The 16,033-nt window shown below is 59.9% G+C and carries 16 protein-coding genes and 1 other RNA gene; 9 read left to right on the top strand and 8 right to left on the bottom strand.

The genetic code is table 11. The features are described 5' to 3' along the window. Nucleotides 1–177: 177 nt before the first annotated feature. Nucleotides 178–2,154 carry a VWA domain-containing protein gene (locus tag RDN59_RS08515; protein WP_308607461.1) on the bottom strand — a complete coding sequence of 659 codons (1,977 nt, stop codon included), beginning with the start codon at nt 2,152–2,154 and terminating at the stop codon, nt 178–180. 103 nt (nt 2,155–2,257) lie between these two features. On the opposite strand from RDN59_RS08515, the gene RDN59_RS08510 reads away from it, so the two are divergent. Further along, nucleotides 2,258–3,220, top strand: coding sequence for a YwqG family protein (locus RDN59_RS08510; protein ID WP_308607460.1), 963 nt, complete (start codon nt 2,258–2,260; stop codon nt 3,218–3,220). A gap of 17 nt (nt 3,221–3,237) precedes the next feature. On the opposite strand, the gene RDN59_RS08505 is transcribed toward RDN59_RS08510, so the two are convergent. Then, nucleotides 3,238–3,684, bottom strand: a complete 447-nt coding sequence (locus RDN59_RS08505; protein WP_308607459.1) for a DUF1990 domain-containing protein — start codon at nt 3,682–3,684, stop codon at nt 3,238–3,240. A gap of 59 nt (nt 3,685–3,743) precedes the next feature. On the opposite strand from RDN59_RS08505, the gene RDN59_RS08500 reads away from it, so the two are divergent. Beyond that, nucleotides 3,744–4,949: a DUF418 domain-containing protein gene (locus RDN59_RS08500; RefSeq protein WP_308607458.1), complete on the top strand. Its 1,206-nt coding sequence runs from the start codon at nt 3,744–3,746 to the stop codon at nt 4,947–4,949. A gap of 7 nt (nt 4,950–4,956) precedes the next feature. Here the strand turns inward: RDN59_RS08500 and RDN59_RS08495 are convergent, their stop codons facing one another. Genes RDN59_RS08495 through RDN59_RS08485 form a run of 3 tightly spaced genes read right to left on the bottom strand, consistent with a single transcriptional unit; the run spans nt 4,957 to nt 6,453 of the window. After that, nucleotides 4,957–5,265 carry a hypothetical protein gene (locus RDN59_RS08495; protein WP_308607457.1) on the bottom strand — a complete coding sequence of 103 codons (309 nt, stop codon included), beginning with the start codon at nt 5,263–5,265 and terminating at the stop codon, nt 4,957–4,959. Between the two features lie 47 nt (nt 5,266–5,312). Continuing rightward, nucleotides 5,313–5,999, bottom strand: a complete 687-nt coding sequence (locus RDN59_RS08490) for a DUF4232 domain-containing protein (protein ID WP_308607456.1) — start codon at nt 5,997–5,999, stop codon at nt 5,313–5,315. 25 nt (nt 6,000–6,024) lie between these two features. Further along, on the bottom strand, nt 6,025–6,453 hold the full coding sequence (locus tag RDN59_RS08485; RefSeq protein ID WP_308607455.1) for an NUDIX domain-containing protein: 429 nt from the start codon (nt 6,451–6,453) through the stop codon (nt 6,025–6,027). A 186-nt stretch (nt 6,454–6,639) separates the two neighbouring features. Between RDN59_RS08485 and RDN59_RS08480 the strand changes: the two genes are divergently transcribed. Then, on the top strand, nt 6,640–7,842 hold the full coding sequence (locus RDN59_RS08480; RefSeq protein ID WP_308607454.1) for a S1 family peptidase: 1,203 nt from the start codon (nt 6,640–6,642) through the stop codon (nt 7,840–7,842). Between the two features lie 129 nt (nt 7,843–7,971). Here RDN59_RS08480 and hisN read toward each other — a convergent pair whose 3' ends face one another. Together hisN and RDN59_RS08470 are read right to left on the bottom strand one after the other, a co-directional pair. Further along, nucleotides 7,972–8,745 (bottom strand): histidinol-phosphatase, encoded by a 774-nt coding sequence (gene hisN / locus RDN59_RS08475; RefSeq protein WP_070717202.1) that lies wholly within the window; start codon nt 8,743–8,745, stop codon nt 7,972–7,974. Beyond that, complete coding sequence (locus RDN59_RS08470; protein ID WP_308607453.1) at nt 8,738–9,565, bottom strand: inositol monophosphatase family protein; 828 nt, start codon at nt 9,563–9,565, stop codon at nt 8,738–8,740. Before RDN59_RS08470 ends, hisN begins: the two co-directional genes overlap by 8 nt. Nucleotides 9,566–9,634: 69 nt before the next feature. On the opposite strand from RDN59_RS08470, the gene prfB reads away from it, so the two are divergent. From prfB to RDN59_RS08445, 5 genes are read left to right on the top strand one after another with little or no spacing between them, the layout of a single operon-like run. Further along, on the top strand, nt 9,635–10,741 hold the full coding sequence (prfB, locus tag RDN59_RS08465; RefSeq protein WP_308607452.1) for a peptide chain release factor 2: 1,107 nt from the start codon (nt 9,635–9,637) through the stop codon (nt 10,739–10,741). 33 nt (nt 10,742–10,774) lie between these two features. Beyond that, complete coding sequence (gene ftsE, locus RDN59_RS08460; RefSeq protein WP_070700999.1) at nt 10,775–11,464, top strand: cell division ATP-binding protein FtsE; 690 nt, start codon at nt 10,775–10,777, stop codon at nt 11,462–11,464. Next, the gene (gene ftsX, locus RDN59_RS08455; protein ID WP_308607451.1) at nt 11,465–12,367 is read left to right on the top strand and encodes a permease-like cell division protein FtsX; all 903 of its coding nucleotides are present in this window, start codon (nt 11,465–11,467) and stop codon (nt 12,365–12,367) included. It begins immediately after the preceding gene. A 54-nt stretch (nt 12,368–12,421) separates the two neighbouring features. Further along, a complete protein-coding gene (smpB, locus tag RDN59_RS08450) occupies nt 12,422–12,925 on the top strand; it encodes an SsrA-binding protein SmpB (RefSeq protein ID WP_070680320.1) in 504 nt (167 codons plus the stop codon). 10 nt (nt 12,926–12,935) lie between these two features. Next, a complete protein-coding gene (locus tag RDN59_RS08445; protein WP_308607450.1) occupies nt 12,936–13,292 on the top strand; it encodes a DUF488 family protein in 357 nt (118 codons plus the stop codon). Here the strand turns inward: RDN59_RS08445 and RDN59_RS08440 are convergent. Next, nucleotides 13,289–14,560, bottom strand: a complete 1,272-nt coding sequence (locus RDN59_RS08440; RefSeq protein WP_308607449.1) for a septum formation initiator — start codon at nt 14,558–14,560, stop codon at nt 13,289–13,291. The two genes, RDN59_RS08445 and RDN59_RS08440, sit on opposite strands and share 4 nt — an antisense overlap. A gap of 213 nt (nt 14,561–14,773) precedes the next feature. Here RDN59_RS08440 and ssrA point away from each other — a divergent pair. After that, nucleotides 14,774–15,153: a transfer-messenger RNA gene (ssrA, locus tag RDN59_RS08435) on the top strand. Nucleotides 15,154–16,033: the final 880 nt, after the last annotated feature.

The raw sequence follows: 16,033 nt of genomic DNA, 5'->3' as shown, positions 1-16,033 counted from the left end.
CACTAGATTGCGTGAGAAAAGTAGCCCGTTCGCCTGCCCTTCGAGCATAGCTGTTGATGTTGCATGGGAAAATGCATAACCCACGGCGATGGCTAGGCAGACTGTCGGGAGAATGAATTTGTTCATGGCGAGATTCGGGGCACTATTTACCGTGAATGACGTTCTTCGGGAGAGCGGTTAGCGGTTCAGGCTTCTAATTACGACAACCAGAGCGATGACGAGGCCGAAAAGGACCAGAAGGCCGAGCCCTACCAAGAGGAAGGGGAAGCCGGAGAAGAGCGATGAATCATCGCTGTCTTGCGCGCGGTTCTCCGTGTCTTCTTTATCTTCTTTTTCTGCTGGCGCAGAGGGCTTCTCGGTCTCGAGTTTGATTGGCGCGAAGGTTGGCTCCGGAACGGGATCGCCCACGGCGTCTGCAACGAGGTCATAGGTCAGCACGGGAAGCTGCGTATTTTCATCAATTTCCTGGTCGGTGAGGAGCTTCTCGTAGTTGACAGCGATATATTGCTCGCCGCCCTGCCATACCTTTTCAATTCCTAGACCTCCCGCACCATCGTTGTGCGAGCCGCCGTAACGGTTGGCGAAGAGGATTGGTGCGGGGTAACTGAAATCGATTGCGCCGTCTTTAATTACGACGGCGTGGGAACCCTCCAGATCAATTTTTGCGCGTGCTTCGTTGTAGCCGGTAAGAACGAGGGAGTCACCCGGCCCGTTGTTGTCAAAGTCATCGGCCTCTTCGACCATGGAGACCGTGCCGGCAACCTGTTGCCCGTGTTCGGCAGAGATGCGATAAAAGTGGGTTTCGCCGGGGACAATCTGTGCGCGAACTGGCTGCTGTGGGGTGAGCTCAGTAGCGTTGGTGAACCACGTTCCGGGAGTAACCTCGGCGGGGTCACCGGACACCGTGACTGGGTCTACAGGGGTCTTTTCCTCGGCCGGATCTGGTTGGCCCTCCATGTCCGGCTCGCCAAAGCGGGTGATGGTCACTTCTACGCCGAGCTCCTCATCCTGTTTCCAATCACCTCGTCGCTCGATAATGAAGGCAAGTTCATCGGAGTCGCAGCCCTCTTCACCACCCTGGGTGCTATACAAGGTCGCTGTTTGGTATTGGTTCGGGCCGAGGTCATTAGCGGTAGCGGTGTCGAGCTCGCAGGATAGCTCGACTGAGTCAACACCTAAATGGTGTGATCCACCTTTTCGGAAGTTATTAATACTCGGCTTTTGTGTCGTGTTGGCGCTAATCACCACGTGCTCGCCTTCAGCAATGGGGGTGGTGAAGTAGGTGGTGGATTCAGCGGAGTGCCCTTTACCTTCCGTCGGAAGAAGAGTGGTGGAGAAGGCCTCTACGTCACGGCCTACCTTGGCCGGGGAACCTTCGGTTTCGCCGCCTTCGATCTCCTCTAAGTCTGACTCGTAGGCGTTGAAGGTGCGGGGTGCTGCGCGGTTCAGCTCCTTGGCCAAGCTATCGGCGTCGGAGGCGTCGGCGTAGGTGCCACCGGTGGCGTCGGCAATGCACTGCAGTTCCTGCTGTGCCTCGGGCTCAACGTTGAAGCCGACGGTGTTGATGACTAGGTCGATGCCCTGTTCTTTCAGCTCTTTCGCCACATCACACACGGGTGGCGGGGTGCAGGTGGCAACGCCATCCGAGACCAAGATGATGCTGCGCTGGCCTTCTTTTGGAAGCTCAGCTGCGGCCTTGCGGAGGGACTCACCGATGGGCGTAAAGCCGCGCGGTTGCAGGCCATCCATGTGGCCAATCATCTTCTCAGAGTTACCGGCCTCAGGTGGCGTTACCACGGTGATGTCCTGGCAACCGGCCGCCTCATCTTCGGGAGCCTCGCCGGTATTGCCACCATAGGTGACAAGTCCCAGAGGGGCGTCGTCACCAGCCTCCGTGATGAAGGTGCGGGCGGCCTCCTTGGCGGCATCGATGCGAGTCTGGCCGCCGGCGTCGTTGGTGATCATCGAGCCGGAGGAATCGAAAACCACCATGGTTGGAGCCATGTCGCTGGAAGAGGAACTGGAGGCATTCGTCTCTTCTTCAGCAGCGGCTACTGGAAGGAGACCTGATACAACGGCAAGAGCGGTTGTTCCAAGAACAGCGATCAACGCCGTTAACAGGGGCGTTAGAGAGAAGCGTGACGTGTTATCCATGTGAGCCAAGCTACATTGAACGCCTGCGTGCCGCTTGCCTTCGAAAAGGCGGTGGGGAATATCCCCCGAGCTACCTGCATGATTCTTCTTTAAAATCGCCCCCATGACAGCAGAAGACGATTTTTATGCCCTGAAGTATTCCTTCGACAGTGTCCCCTTGCGCCCGATCATCGACTTTGAGGAAAGCTCCCGCCCAGATTCGCCTACCACCTCCAAGCTGTGCGGAACCCCGTACCTGCCAGAGCACGCGCAGTACCCCGAGTACGACGACGAGCCCATGTTCTTTATTGCCCAGTTCAACTTCGCTGAGTTTGAACCGCTTCCCGGTTTCCCTACGTCCGGCCTCCTTCAGCTTTTCGTACCCGGTGAGTACGGATGGGGAATGGAACTATGTAACAAGTATGTGGCGACAGGTGAACGCACTTCCACGCCCTTCGCTCGATACCTCGAAGATCTTTCCGCCCCACACGTAGGCGAGGTGCCGGAGGAAGTAGAGGATTCAGGAGAGCACCCAGCCGAGGAACCGCTGGAGGCTACGACTATCGACGGGAAGCTGAGCGAGCTGAGCGTTACCGAAAACGCACACGAGTTTGGCCGCACCGCCTTCTGGAACAATGATCTTCGTGCCCTCCTGCGGCGCGGCGAGGACTTTGTGGATGTTCACACATACGGCTGGGACATTATTACGCGTCGCGTTATCGACGGGGAAACCACAATTGAGGCGTCCAAGCTCCCCGGCGATACTAAGGACGGCCAGAAGGAAATGTTCGATGAGATTGTGGCCCGCGTTGAAGCCGAGGGGTTCAGCGTTGATCCCACCGCTGGGGAATCAGAGGAGCGCGTAAACCTCGAGGACGGGCAGTGCGAGGTTCGCCTCGGCGGCTACGCCACCTACTGGAACCCCAGCAAGCTGCCTATCGGCGATGAGCACATCGCACTCGCGACGGTGGATAATGGTGGCACCTTCGAATGGGGTGATGGAGGAATCGGAAACTTCTACATCCACCCGGAGGATCTCGCTGCGCGTAACTTCGACAAGGTTCTCTTCGACTGGGACTGCGGTTAAAGCGGCTGCTATCCCTATCACTCATCCAGCGCCCGCAGGTAAAACCACCGGATCAGTGCGCGCCGGGGAATATCGAGCAGCGGGCGCAGAAAGGTGAGGCGGGCGGGCTGGGAGGAGGCGTCGACAAGCAGCAGCGTGCGCCCATCCCGCAGGAGCTCCAGCGTAAAGGTTTCCTCACCGCGCTCGATATGGCCGGGGAGGGTGCCGTACGTAAATCCGCAACGCCCAGGCTCCTTGAACACCTCTATTACTCGACAGCGAAACTCCCACGGCCCCAACCCGAGGCCGACCTCCGCGCCTTCTTCTACCATGGCGTGGCTGGGGCGAACCCGAAAAAGACCGCTGCGCTGCAGGCCCCAGCGGAACAGTTTGTCTGCGGCGGTATCGAAATCGGCGTCTATGACGCGGGACATGTGTAGCTGCGGGAAGCCCTCGGTGGAGGCGTAGGACAGTGGCTCAGGCATGGGGCTTAGCCTAGTCAAACGGCCCTTAGATGATGCTTGAGAAGAATAAAATAGGGTGTATGCAGGAGAAACGACAACGGCTCATCGTGCCGGATCTCGCGCGTGGAACGGCCCTACTGGGCATCGCCATGGCGAATGCTGTGCAGAGCTGGGTAGTCAATGATTGGTCGATAGGGCCCAGCTCCACCGTGGGTGGTGTGCGCCCCGGCAGCACTTTAGACATTTTCTCCGCGGTATTTACCGCCATGGTTGTTCGGGTACGTGGCCTGCCCATGTTCTGCATGCTGTTGGGATTCGGCATTGGTCTCATTGTCGCCAGCCTGCATCGCAAGGGCTACACCGTAAAGGAATCCCGCCGGGTGCTCATCCGCCGCTACGGCTTGTTGGCAGTGTTTGGTCTGGCACATGGCTTCCTGCTGTTCAATCAAGACATCATGCTGGTCTATGGCCTCATGGGCATCGCTTTGGCTTGGTGCTTTACGCTTTCGACGCGCACGCTGCGGCGCATTGCCTACTGGTTCTTTGGCGGCTATGCGGTTTTCGCCGGTTCGGGTGCATTGGGAGCCTATTGTGGTTACTTCAGTCCTCTGCCCAGTTCGCGGCCGATGACCAGGGAGCTTGTCACCTTTGGTGATTTCTTCGCTCGCAACGTGCGCGGTGAGATCGCTGCTTTGGGACAGATCCCCTTGATGTTTGTTGGGCTGACCGGTGTTTTCCTCATCGGGTACATCTGGGCGCGGGAGGGCGTACTAGCCAGCGTTTCTGCGCACCGCCGCACCCTGGTTGCCTGGGTTGTCATCGCAGGCGTGATCATCGTTTTTATTGGGCTGCCGTGGGGTCTAGCGGCTGCTGGTGTTGTGCCAACCGAACTGGAACCGGTCTTCTTCATGCTGAACCAAGCCTTCGGCTTTCTCACTGGTCCGGGCATTCTGGCTGTACTGGCACTGCTCACGGAGAACCTCAACAACCGTGTTCCCGGGTGGGCCTATGCTTTTGTAGCGCTAGGCAAGCGCTCGATGTCGGGTTACATTGCGCAGTCGGTCTTCTTCATCGTCCTGGTTACCCCGGCTGGCTTCGGTCTGGGAGCGGATGCTTCGGTAAGCGGCAAGCTCGGAATCGGTCTGTTGGTCTTTGTCCTGACGCTGCTTCTTGCCGCTTTGCTTGAGGCTTGGGGCAAACCCGGCCCATTCGAGTGGGCGCATCGCCGGCTGGCATACGGTCCAACGGGCCGCATCGAGCCCAAATCAGCACGTACACCGGCCTGACGATGGTTTAAGCGGCTGATTCCTCATGCAAGAACCAGCCGCAGAGCTCCTTTTGGGCGCGGTCGACGCCTCCGGAGTAGCTTTCCTCGAGCTCCAGCTTGACGTTATCAAAAATGCGCTCTGAGATGAGCTCCGCGCGTTCTCTGCTCAGCTTCCCCCGCAGCTCATCGAGGGGCACCTTGAGCTCCGTATATGGGCTCGGCCGGAAGTACCATGACCGCATGTCGTCGGAATAGACCACGATGATTGTCTTCGTCATATGCGATTCCAGCACTACGTTTCCAAAGACCAGCGATGTCAGCTTCTTGGTTTCCATGGTCGCGAGTGTAGACGGGTGTGAAAACCTGCTGGGGTACACGCAGCTTAACCTGCGGTGACTGGCTGGATAGAGAGGTAATTGGCATCGCCAGCGCAACCCTCTAAGCCGGGAATGCGGATGAAAGCGCTGGCGGTTTCGCCGGGTGGGTACACGCGCAAGCCGTCGGCTGCCTGGGGTTGGCAGGAAGCGGGATCGAGGACCCCAACGTTGGTCATCTTGAGGCCCGCGCGGGCCGACTGGCCGGGCTGAAGCGTGACGGTTGCTGCTTCCTTGCCGGTTTCGCGCACGGCGGCGGCGCCAAGCTGGGTGCCGTCATCGTTGGTGACGGCGGAAACACCGGGGAAGCCGTGCAAAGTGCAGGGTTCGGAAGACGTATTGGTGAAGGTGATATCCGCCAAAAGCGAACCGGCAGCGCCTTGCTCATCGGCTAAGCCGATATCGAGCTGGGCCGTTGCGCAGGATTCGTTGCCAGCTGCGGCCGGGTCAGTGTTCTGAGCGGATTCAGCGTCGTCGCCTGCCGCAGGCTGGGAGTCCTCTGGGGCCGGAGCATCGGCCTCGGGCGATTGCGGAGCCGCGGGTGCTGGAGCCCCGGATTCGGCGTCGGCGGCCTGGGTGGTTGTAGGGGAGACGTCGGAAAGCGTGGCGTCGGTGCTGTCATCGGTGGCGCAGCCGGCCAGCGCAAGGGCAAGAGAACCGGCGGCGAGAACGGGGAGTAGTCGCTGCGTAGTCATGGGGTGGAGTCTAAGGCTTGGGAAGCTAGAGTTCCTGCAAGGCGGGGAATACCCTCTCCTTGAGTAACGGGGCGATATCGACATCCGGGGCAGCGGGATCGACCCACGCTAGCTCAGCGATCTCCTTATCTGGGTGTGCCACGGAGATTTCTTCTTCGGAGACATAGACGTGTGTATGGATGGTTTGTGAGGCGTCGTTGGCGGCCGGGGAGATGTAGGTGGCAAGCCGGCGCAGTTTGGACATATCGACCGCGGCACGTATGGCCTCGTGAGCGATGAGCTGGGCTGCGTGGGCGGGATTGATCACGTCATCGATGGAGCCATACGGCAGGACAAACTCCGAGGTGGAGGTGATGCGGAGGACGAGCACGCGGCCGTGGGTATCACGTAGGACAACGGCGACAATTTCCTCAATGTCTGCAGCGGGTGAAGGAGAATTGGAGGTCTCAGACATGCCTCCATAGTAGGGTCGCGCCGGGGTTGGGAGGCGGTGAAAGAAGAGAGGGGGCACCCGAAAACTGTCAGTAATGTAACGGGTTGGACACAGTCTCACACGTTAGAAACGGCCGCTTCGATGCGCGTGCCATCATGGGTAGGACTTATAGACCAATACGAGAAGAAGTGAAAGAGGAATTGCTCAATGCGAAAAATTCCGCACCTTAAGAAAGTCCTCGTGGGCTCGGCTTTCGCAGGTGCGTTCTTCCTGGGTAACCCAGCGGCGGGTGCCCAGGAGCTCCCCACCATCCCGGAAATCGATTCGGCTGGTTTTGTTGACCAGGTGCGCGCGGACTTGAAGTCCGTAGGTATTGAGACCAAGCCTGTGGACGCAGCGCTGACCGACGCCGTCGACACCGCCGTCAACGGGGCTGCCGCAGCGGCATCGAAGGATGTGAACCAGGCGGTCGAAGGAGCCGTGAACTCTCCTGCGGTGCAGCGCGTCGCGGAGCAGGCGAACCTGCAGACGCAACTGCCGGCCCCGTCCGAGCAGCAGGATTATGCCGGCGCTGATGCCATCACGGGTGAACCGCTGACGAATCCGGCTCCCATCGGACTACTGGAGGAGGCCACGCAGCCGGAGTTCGTGCCCCAGGGCACTGATCCGAACTACGTGTGGAAGAACGACCTGTTCTCCAAGATTGCGGCCGGTAAACCGCACGCGGACTATGTTCTGCACCGGGTACCCGGCTCCTTCTACGATGCTCCCCAGATTCCCGAGGAATCTAATGTTGCGATGACTGAAGGAAAGTCGCTGTATGGCCCGGGCACCCCGCTGTACATCCGTGAGGACACCATGTGCACGCTGACGGCAGCCGGCACTGATGCCGAAGGCCGCAAGGTCGGCATTACCGCCGGTCACTGCGGCAACGTGGGTGATCCGGTGTCGTCGGCGGACTCCTGGCAGGTAGGTCCCACTGGCACCGTGGTGTCCAAGAACGCGCAGCTGGACTACTCGCTCATCGAGTTCGGCTCCCAGGCGGAGGTGACCCGCAGCTACAACGGTGTGACCGCGTACGGGATTGGTGGGGCCACCCAACCGGGTGACATCACCTGCAAGCGCGGCGTGGCTACCGGCCGCACCTGTGGCATGACCTTCCAGCACAGCCAGAAAATCACCATCAACCAGGTGTGCGCCATGGTTGGAGATTCCGGTGCGCCGGTCTTCCACAATGGCCGCATTGTCGGCTCGGTATCCCGCGGTCTGATTCCGGGGCTGCCGTCCTGCCGCACCCCGTGGCAGGGTGCGCTGCACAACCCGACGGTCGTGTCCAACACCGATGCCATCATCGCGGATTTGAACCGCCGCGAGGGCGTGGGTTCCGGATTCACGATTCCGGAGAACTAGAAGTACGTTTCTAACATTTAAGGCCCCAGATCGTTAAAGATCTGGGGCCTTATTTGATCGAAATGACCTGCGGAGTGCGGTTCGCAGGCCGGCGCTAGGCTGCGGCACCGGCGTGCGGCCCGCACGGCGCTAGGAGAGGGCGCTGAGGGCGGCGTCGTGGAGCTTGCCGTTGGAAGCCAGAGCCGAGCCGCCGTGGGGGCCGTCTTCGCCGCGGACGTTGGTGAAGCGGCCGCCCGCCTCGGTCACGAGGAGCGCCGGGGCCGCTAGGTCCCACAAGGAAACCTCGGGCTCGGCAGCGATGTCGACGGCACCTTCAGCCACGAGGCAGTAATTCCAGAAGTCGCCGTAGCCGCGCAAACGCCACACCTTGTCCGTGAATGAGATGAAAGCGTCGCGGTTCGGCCGCCACCCAGACAAGGAGCTCATGGCCAGGGAGGCATCTTCCAGTTTGGAGACTTCGGAAACGCGCAGGCGTTTCGGCTCCCCGCCGAAGACTCGGTAGGCGCCGCCACCTTTGGCCGCGTACCAGCGGCGGCGCAGGGCAGGGGCGGAGACGACGGAGACGACCGGCTCGCCGTCTTCCAGTAGCGCGATGAGGGTGGCCCAGACGGGAACGCCGCGGACGAAGTTTTTTGTGCCGTCGATAGGGTCGATTACCCACTGGCGGCCCTCGAAGCAGGCCTCGCCACCAAACTCTTCACCCAGCACCTCATCGCGCGGGCGCGAGCGCTTGAGCGCCTCACGGATGGCCTTTTCGCATGCCAGGTCCGCGTCAGAGACCGGGGTCATGTCCGGCTTCTCCTTGACGGACAGGTCGGCCGCCTCAAAGCGGTGCATCGTAATGGCGTCCGCATGGCCTGCCATCTCCAAGGCCAAGCCGAGGTCCTCTTTATACTTACCCACGGAGCCATTCCTCCATCTGATCAACTACCTGTTTATTACCCGCGATACACCATTCCACACCGCCGGCCTCAACCTTGCGCGCCGCGCCGCCCGCGGCCAGCACCAGCGCCTGGCCGGGATACCAATCCCAATCCTTGACCGAGTGCTGCATCCACGCGCCCCACGTACCATCCGCCACGCAGGAAAGATCCACGGAGCCCGCACCCAGCATGCGCACGGTGGCAAAGTGTGGTGCCACCTTCTCCCAGGCAGCAGCGATTTTCGGGTCGGCCATGGACGTAGGGTGCAGGTACGTCGACAAGCACAGTTTGTCGGCGGTGGTATCGCTGAGCTTGGCGACGTCCTTGCCGTCCAGGCTCGTGGCGTGGTCGCGGCCACCGAACCAGGTATAACCCATAGCGGGGCGGTGGACGGCGCCGAGGATGACCCCCTCATCGTCGACAAGCGCTAGCGCAGAGCACCAATAATCGGATCCGGAGGCAAAGTTGTAGGTGCCATCGACGGGGTCGATGACCCAGGTCCGGCCGGACTTTGACTCGCGGTTGGCACCCTCCTCGCCCACGATGCCGTCCTCGCCACGCAGGGCTTCGAGCACACCGGCCACGAAGCGCTCGGCGGCGAAGTCAGCGTCGGTGACGACATCAGAGACGGAGGTCTTTTGCTCTATGTCTACTCCCTGCTCGCGCAGGCGCCAGGCCAGGCGGCCGGCGTTATAAACAAGCGCTTGGGCAAGGTGGGCGTCGGTATCGTCCGCGTGGGCGACGATGAAGGTCTTGATGATGGCATTGATCATCTCGGTGAGGCTTGGCTGGTCACTCATGCCGCCTATTGTCGCGCTAAACGCGGCCGATGGCTAATCAGAGAGAAAGAATAAGTAGAGTAGGGGGCTATGCGTCCGGAACAAACAGCACGACTTGAGGAACTCAGCGCCACCTTGACCTCCATTGAAAAGGTGATGGACCCGGAGGCGGTGTCCGAGCGCGTGCGCGAGCTCGAGGCCCAGGCGGGGGACCCGTCGCTGTGGGACGACCCCGACCATGCTCAGAAGGTGACCTCGGAGCTGTCGGCGCAGCAGGCAAAGCTGCGCAAGTTAAAGTCCCTGCGCGGGCGGATTGAGGATCTGCCGGTGATGGCGGAGCTGGCGGAAGAGGAGGGCGATGAGGCCTCCCAGGAACTCGTCGACACAGAGTTGAAGGATCTTGGCGCCGCCATCGAATCGCTCGAGGTGACCACGATGCTCTCCGGCGAATACGACGAGCGCGAGGCAGTCATCAACATTCGCTCCGGTGCAGGTGGCGTGGATGCCGCAGACTGGGCGGAAATGCTCATGCGCATGTACACGCGCTGGGCGGAAAAGCACGGCCACAAGGTCGATGTCTACGACATTTCCTATGCCGAGGAGGCTGGTATTAAGTCCGCGACCTTCGTGGTGCATGGCGAATACATGTATGGCCAGCTCTCCGTGGAGCAGGGTGCGCACCGCCTCGTGCGCATCTCGCCTTTTGATAACCAAGCCCGCCGCCAGACCTCCTTCGCAGAGGTCGAGGTGCTGCCGGTGGTGGAGCAGACCGATTCCATCGAGGTACCAGATTCGGAGGTGCGCGTGGATGTCTACCGCTCTTCGGGCCCCGGTGGTCAGTCGGTGAACACGACGGATTCGGCGGTGCGCCTGACACACATCCCGACCGGCATCGTGGTGACCTGTCAGAATGAGAAGTCCCAGATCCAGAACAAGGCCTCTGCCATGCGCGTGCTGCAGGCGAAGCTGCTGGAGCGTAAGCGCCAGGAGGAGCGCGCGGAGCTCGATGCTCTAGGCGCGGGTGGCAATGCCTCCTGGGGCAATCAGATGCGTTCCTATGTGCTGCATCCCTACCAGATGGTCAAGGATCTGCGCACTAACTATGAGGTAGGAGACCCTTCCAAGGTATTGGATGGGGATATCGATGGCTTCCTGGAATCCGGAATCCGGTGGCGCATGGCGCAGCAGGAGTCCTAGGCCCGAGTGACAAATGTTGCTAATGTGGCTTAAGTGATCACTTTTGAGAATGTGTCCAAGGTCTATTCGACCTCCACAAGGCCCGCGCTGGACAAGGTGTCCTTTGAGATAGAAGACGGAGAATTCGTCTTCCTCATCGGCCCCTCCGGCTCCGGTAAGTCGACCTTCCTCCAGCTCATGGTGCGCGAGACCAATGTCAGCTCGGGGGATATTTATTTCGGGGACTTCCACGTCAACACGCTGAAAGGCCGCGAGGTCAACCGCTTGCGTCAGTCCATCGGCTACGTTTTCCAGGACTTTCGCCTGCTGCCCAAGCTGAACGTTTATGACAACGTGGCCTTTGCCTTGGAAGTCATCGGCAAGCGCAAGGCGCGGATTGCCAAGCAGGTCCCCGAGGTCCTCGACATGGTCGGCCTCGGCGCCAAGCAGCACCGCATGCCGCATGAGCTCTCGGGCGGCGAGCAGCAGCGCGTGGCGATTGCGAGGGCCTTTGTCAACCGTCCCAAGTTGCTGCTTGCCGACGAACCCACGGGCAACCTCGATCCCTCCACTGCCGCGGAGATCATGTCGTTGCTCACCAAGATCAACCGCCGAGGAACCACCGTGGTGATGTCGACGCATAACGCGCGTGCGGTCAACGAGGCCCGCCAGCGCGTCATTGAGCTGCACAACGGCACGCTCGTGCGCGATGAGAAGAATGCGATGTATGGGGAGGCGGTCTAGGTGAATCTGGGCTTTGTTTTTAGAGAGGCCTTCAAGGGGCTCGGTCGCAACATCACCATGACCATCGCCATGGTGATTACCACGGCCATTTCGGTGGCCCTGGTGGTGGCTGGTGTTCTGGTGACCCAGATGACCAACGAGACCAAAGACATCTACCTCGAGCGCGTCGAGGTCATGGTCCAGCTCAATGAGGATATTTCTGCCAATGATCCGGAGTGTAAGGACTCCGCCTGCGCCGAGTTGAAGAAGAAGCTGGAAGCGGATGAAGACATCGAGTCTGTGAGCTACCGCAACCGTGCGGATTCTTATGAGCGCTTCGTGGAGCTGTTCAAGGAAACCGATCCAGTCATGGTTGAGGAGACATCCCCGGATGCGCTGCCGGCGGCCTTCCATGTGCGGCTGAAGGATCCGACGGATACCGCGCCTATCGACGCCATCGCGTCCGACCCCGCCGTCAGCGACATCATCGACCAGCAGGAAGAGGTGCGCAGCGCCGCCGGCAACCTCGACGCCATCCGGAATGCCACCTTCGTCCTGGCAGCGGTCATGGCGCTGGCCGCCATCATGCTGATTGCGAACATGGTGCAGATCGCCGCTTACCAGCGCCAGCGGGAGACCGCGATTATGCGCATGGTCGGTGCCTCGCGGTGGATAACCCACGCGCCCTTCATCATGGAGGCGGTCCTTGGTTCCCTCGGCGGTGTCATCCTCGCCGGGGTCGGCGTCATCGTGGGAAAGAACACGGTGATCGATCCCGCGCTGAAGGATCTGTACCACAACCAGCTTCTGGCCCCGGTGACCGCAGGCGACGTGTGGACGGTTCTGCCCATCGTGGGGCTCGTGGCAATCCTGTGCGCTGCACTGACCGCGCAGGTGACCATGCGCGCTTATGTGCGGACATAGGCTCTGAGCAACGATGTGGATTTTGCCTGGCTGTAGCGTAATATAGTCCGAACTATGGCGAAGAAGGCAAAGAAGAAAAAGGCGGCCGTCGATAATAACTCGACCCTGGCCACCAACCGACGTGCCCGCCACGATTACACCATCCTCGACACCCTGGAATGCGGCATGGTGCTCGTGGGCACCGAAATTAAGTCGATGCGCGAAGGCAAAATCTCCTTGGCAGATGCCTTCGCCACCATTGATGACGGTGAGGTCTATATCCGCAATCTCCATATCCCGGAGTATTCCCAAGGCTCGTGGACGAATCACTCACCGAAGCGCACGCGCAAGCTGCTGCTGCACCGCCGGGAGATTGACAAGCTTATGGGCCAGGTGCGCGATGGCAATAAGACGCTGATTCCGCTCAAGGTGTACCTGAAGAATGGTCGCGCCAAGTGCGAGCTCGGTTTGGCCAAGGGTAAGCAGGACTACGACAAGCGCGAAGCAATCAAGCGCCGCGACCAGGACCGCGACATCACCCGCGAGCTGGGCCGCCGCGTCAAGGGGATTAACGCCTAACCTGGGAGCCATGATTTATACGGCTAAGGTTCATGATGTTATTCGGGAAGATGAGCAGCCGCGTGGGGCAGCGGTGCTCGTCGATAAGCTCTGGCCCCGTGGCGTGGCCAAGGAACGTCTGTCCTATGACCACTGGTTCAAAAATGTCGCGCCCAGTTCAGGGTTGCGTAAGTGGTGGGGGCACGATGCTGACACCTTTGAGGAATTTGCCCGGCGCTACCGTGCGGAGCTCGACGAGAACGACGGCGAAGAGCTGGAACAACTACGCCAGCTTGCTGCGGATGGTGACGTCACCCTACTTTTCGCCGCCAAGGACCGCGAGGTCAACCACGCCACTGTGTTGAAGGCGTGGTTAGAGGAAAGCTAGACGAATAGTCCCCAGATGGTGGCGCCCACGGCGATGAGGCCGGTGACGACAACGAAGACGTTGCTGGGGCGGCCACGGAATTGCTTGAGAGCGTCGATGCGGTGGATGGCATACATCGGCAACAGGTAGAGGATCGAGGCGATGAAGGGGCCGCCGATGGCCTCGATGAGACCCAGAATTGAAGGGTCGATAATGGCCACGATCCACGCGCAGACAAAGATGATGCCGTGCATGATGGAGTTGAGCTGCTTTTCCGATAGCTTCGCCGTGGCGCGCGGAGCGGCGCTGCGCAGCAGGAAGTTGCCGCCCTCGGTAGCTCCCAAGACGTGGCCGAAGTAGGAGGAGATGATGGCAACCATCGCGATGATCGGGGAGAGGAAGGCCAGGACCGGAACACCGGTGACGTTGGCCAGGTAGGACAGAACCGGCAAGTTCTGTTCGCGGGCTTCGGTGAGGCCGTCCGCGCCGAGGGTCAGCGTGCAGGACCATACGAAGAACATGGTGAACACGGTGAGCAGAATGGCGGTTAGTGCCAGCGCGCGCGAGGCGTTCTCGGAGCTCTTTTCGCGGCCGTGTGCGGCAACCATGGCTAAGGAGAACTGGGAAATGGCGGGGGAATGGTTGAAGGAGAAGACCAGCACGGGGATAATCAGCGCGACCGAGCCGACGATGCGCCAATCATTGTTGCCTACCTCCATGAAGGAGGCGATATCCCAGCGCGGGATGAGGTAGATGGACAGCGCGCCAAGGCAAAAGATTAGCGGGTAGACCAAGAACTGCGTGACGGCCAGCACCATACGTTGACCAAAGGCGAAGACGATGGTCATAAAGCCCACGAGAAGGAACGCGAGGAGCGGGCGCGGAAACGTTGGTCCGTTCAGCTGGTTGACGATGAAGCTGTTAACCGTGTTGGTAATCGACACACCATAAATCAGAACGATGGGGAAGATGGCGCAGAAATAAACCACCGAAATGATAAAACCAGCGCTTTTGCCGAAGTAGTCCGTGACCACTGCGGTGATGTCCTCGCCCTGGCGTGGTGATGCGCAAATCATGCGGGCCAAGCCGCGGTGGGAGAAGTACGTCATCGGGCCAATCAGAATCGTGGCCACGAGGAGGGGCCAAAAGCCGAAGCTGCCGGCGTTGATGGGGAGGAACAAAATGCCAGCGCCCACGGCGGTGCCGAAGAGCGAGATGGCCCATTCGGTGTTGCTGACTGGACGTTTAGCGTCTTCTGGGGGGCTAGTGGTTTCGGTATGTGTGCTCACTTTGCAGCCTTTAACAAAGTAGGGGGGGATAGGACTCACACACCTTAACAGCGTTTAAGTAGATGTTAATCACAAGGGGGTGCTTATGAAAGCTATGCCTCACGTGGCCTGCGGCGGAGCTTGCGGGAATAGGGGCGGCTGCAGTAGCGTTGAACAGACCGTAGGGCGCATAAAGATGCGTTCTGCGCAGCTTTCACAGCAATGTGCATATGAGGGGTCGACTTGGTTTCGACTTCGTACATTGAGCCAGGGGAAGCGTGCCGGTGCAGGCTAGAGACCACCGTTAAGCGTCGTAGCAACCAATAAACGCAGAGAAGAACTCTCAGCGTGACTACGCCCTCGCTGCCTAATTTCAGCGACGCGTGTCTGTCAGCCTAGGTTTGGTTCCTGACCTAGATCCTGGCATCGACTAAGGAACTTGCCTGACCGGTTTGTTGTTCGGCCGGTTGGGGACTTTGAGAGCAACTGGGCCCATCATCCGGAGCGAGTTTGCCCGAGCCGGAGGGCCGAGTAGAGATCCTGTGCAGACTGCGCACGGAGAAGCCCTGGCGAGGTGACGAAGGACCCGGGTTCAATTCCCGGCGGCTCCACCGGAAAGCTCCAGCTAGATAACGTTCTAGCTGGGGCTTCTTCTCGTTTTGTATCCCTGGCCTGCAGTAATGGCGCATGTCCGGTGCGTGCAGGTAGGGCCACCCGTGTCCCACACCAGTCCCACAAAAGCCCCCAATCAAGCCCCGACGGCTCCACAATTAGCATGAGTGTTCACCGGGGGAATGCTGTTTCTAGACCGTTTGGCGGCTAAGCTTGGGTAACAGCTGTCTGACGGGAAGCGCCAGGGGGTTCTGAATAGGGAAAGATGCGTGAAACCGCTAGCAGGCTTTCTTGAGTTCCTTAAAAGGGGGGGGGTAAAAATGATCGCTTTCGCTGGGACTATCACAGCCGTGCTAGGGCTGAATGTTGTGGCGAATGAAACTGGTGCGAATGCCGTGGGGTTCGTAGTTGCAGCTATTCTCTTGGGGTTCGGGCTCGCTCCCTTTGTTGGGGATTCTCTGGAGCGCCATATTCCGGTTTCGCTGTGGCGGCGGATGTCATTTTCTCGCGTTGCTAGCCGTCGCTGGGGTGTCGAGCGATTCAATGCTGTGCTCACGCGAATCGGATGGAACGGCATGATTTTAGCGATGCGCAGAGAAGAGTCTGCCAAGTGTGAAGGGGCGACCCCTCTTCGTCCCATGCGAGCGTCGGCGGCCGGTCATGCGTGGGGATTGTTGCTCCATATATGTAGCGCTGGATGGTGCGCTGCGGCAGACGGATTGTTAGCGGCTACAGTTCTTCTTGTTGTCGGGGTTGTGGGCCATTTGTATCCGGTTTTGCTTCAATTACGTGTGCTCACGGATGCTCGGGGGAGGTAGTTCAATATCGGTGTCGTTGCAGCCTGCTTTAGGATGGCCGCATGGATACCGAATCTCTCCGCAT

Source organism: uncultured Corynebacterium sp. (assembly GCF_902489365.1).
In the GTDB taxonomy this organism is placed as follows: Bacteria; Actinomycetota; Actinomycetes; order Mycobacteriales; family Mycobacteriaceae; genus Corynebacterium.
Note: the sequence above shows the minus strand (reverse complement) of the source record. Positions and strands in the feature narration are given on the sequence as shown.

What these genes read in the sequence shown, in the direction of transcription:
- RDN59_RS08515 (WP_308607461.1), bottom strand. Translation starts at nt 2,154, where the DNA reads ATGGATAACACGTCACGCTTCTCTCTAACGCCCCTGTTAACGGCGTTG.
- RDN59_RS08510 (WP_308607460.1), top strand. Translation starts at nt 2,258, where the DNA reads ATGACAGCAGAAGACGATTTTTATGCCCTGAAGTATTCCTTCGACAGT.
- RDN59_RS08505 (WP_308607459.1), bottom strand. Translation starts at nt 3,684, where the DNA reads ATGCCTGAGCCACTGTCCTACGCCTCCACCGAGGGCTTCCCGCAGCTA.
- RDN59_RS08500 (WP_308607458.1), top strand. Translation starts at nt 3,744, where the DNA reads ATGCAGGAGAAACGACAACGGCTCATCGTGCCGGATCTCGCGCGTGGA.
- RDN59_RS08495 (WP_308607457.1), bottom strand. Translation starts at nt 5,265, where the DNA reads ATGGAAACCAAGAAGCTGACATCGCTGGTCTTTGGAAACGTAGTGCTG.
- RDN59_RS08490 (WP_308607456.1), bottom strand. Translation starts at nt 5,999, where the DNA reads ATGACTACGCAGCGACTACTCCCCGTTCTCGCCGCCGGTTCTCTTGCC.
- RDN59_RS08485 (WP_308607455.1), bottom strand. Translation starts at nt 6,453, where the DNA reads ATGTCTGAGACCTCCAATTCTCCTTCACCCGCTGCAGACATTGAGGAA.
- RDN59_RS08480 (WP_308607454.1), top strand. Translation starts at nt 6,640, where the DNA reads ATGCGAAAAATTCCGCACCTTAAGAAAGTCCTCGTGGGCTCGGCTTTC.
- RDN59_RS08470 (WP_308607453.1), bottom strand. Translation starts at nt 9,565, where the DNA reads ATGAGTGACCAGCCAAGCCTCACCGAGATGATCAATGCCATCATCAAG.
- prfB (WP_308607452.1), top strand. Translation starts at nt 9,635, where the DNA reads ATGCGTCCGGAACAAACAGCACGACTTGAGGAACTCAGCGCCACCTTG.
- smpB (WP_070680320.1), top strand. Translation starts at nt 12,422, where the DNA reads ATGGCGAAGAAGGCAAAGAAGAAAAAGGCGGCCGTCGATAATAACTCG.
- RDN59_RS08445 (WP_308607450.1), top strand. Translation starts at nt 12,936, where the DNA reads ATGATTTATACGGCTAAGGTTCATGATGTTATTCGGGAAGATGAGCAG.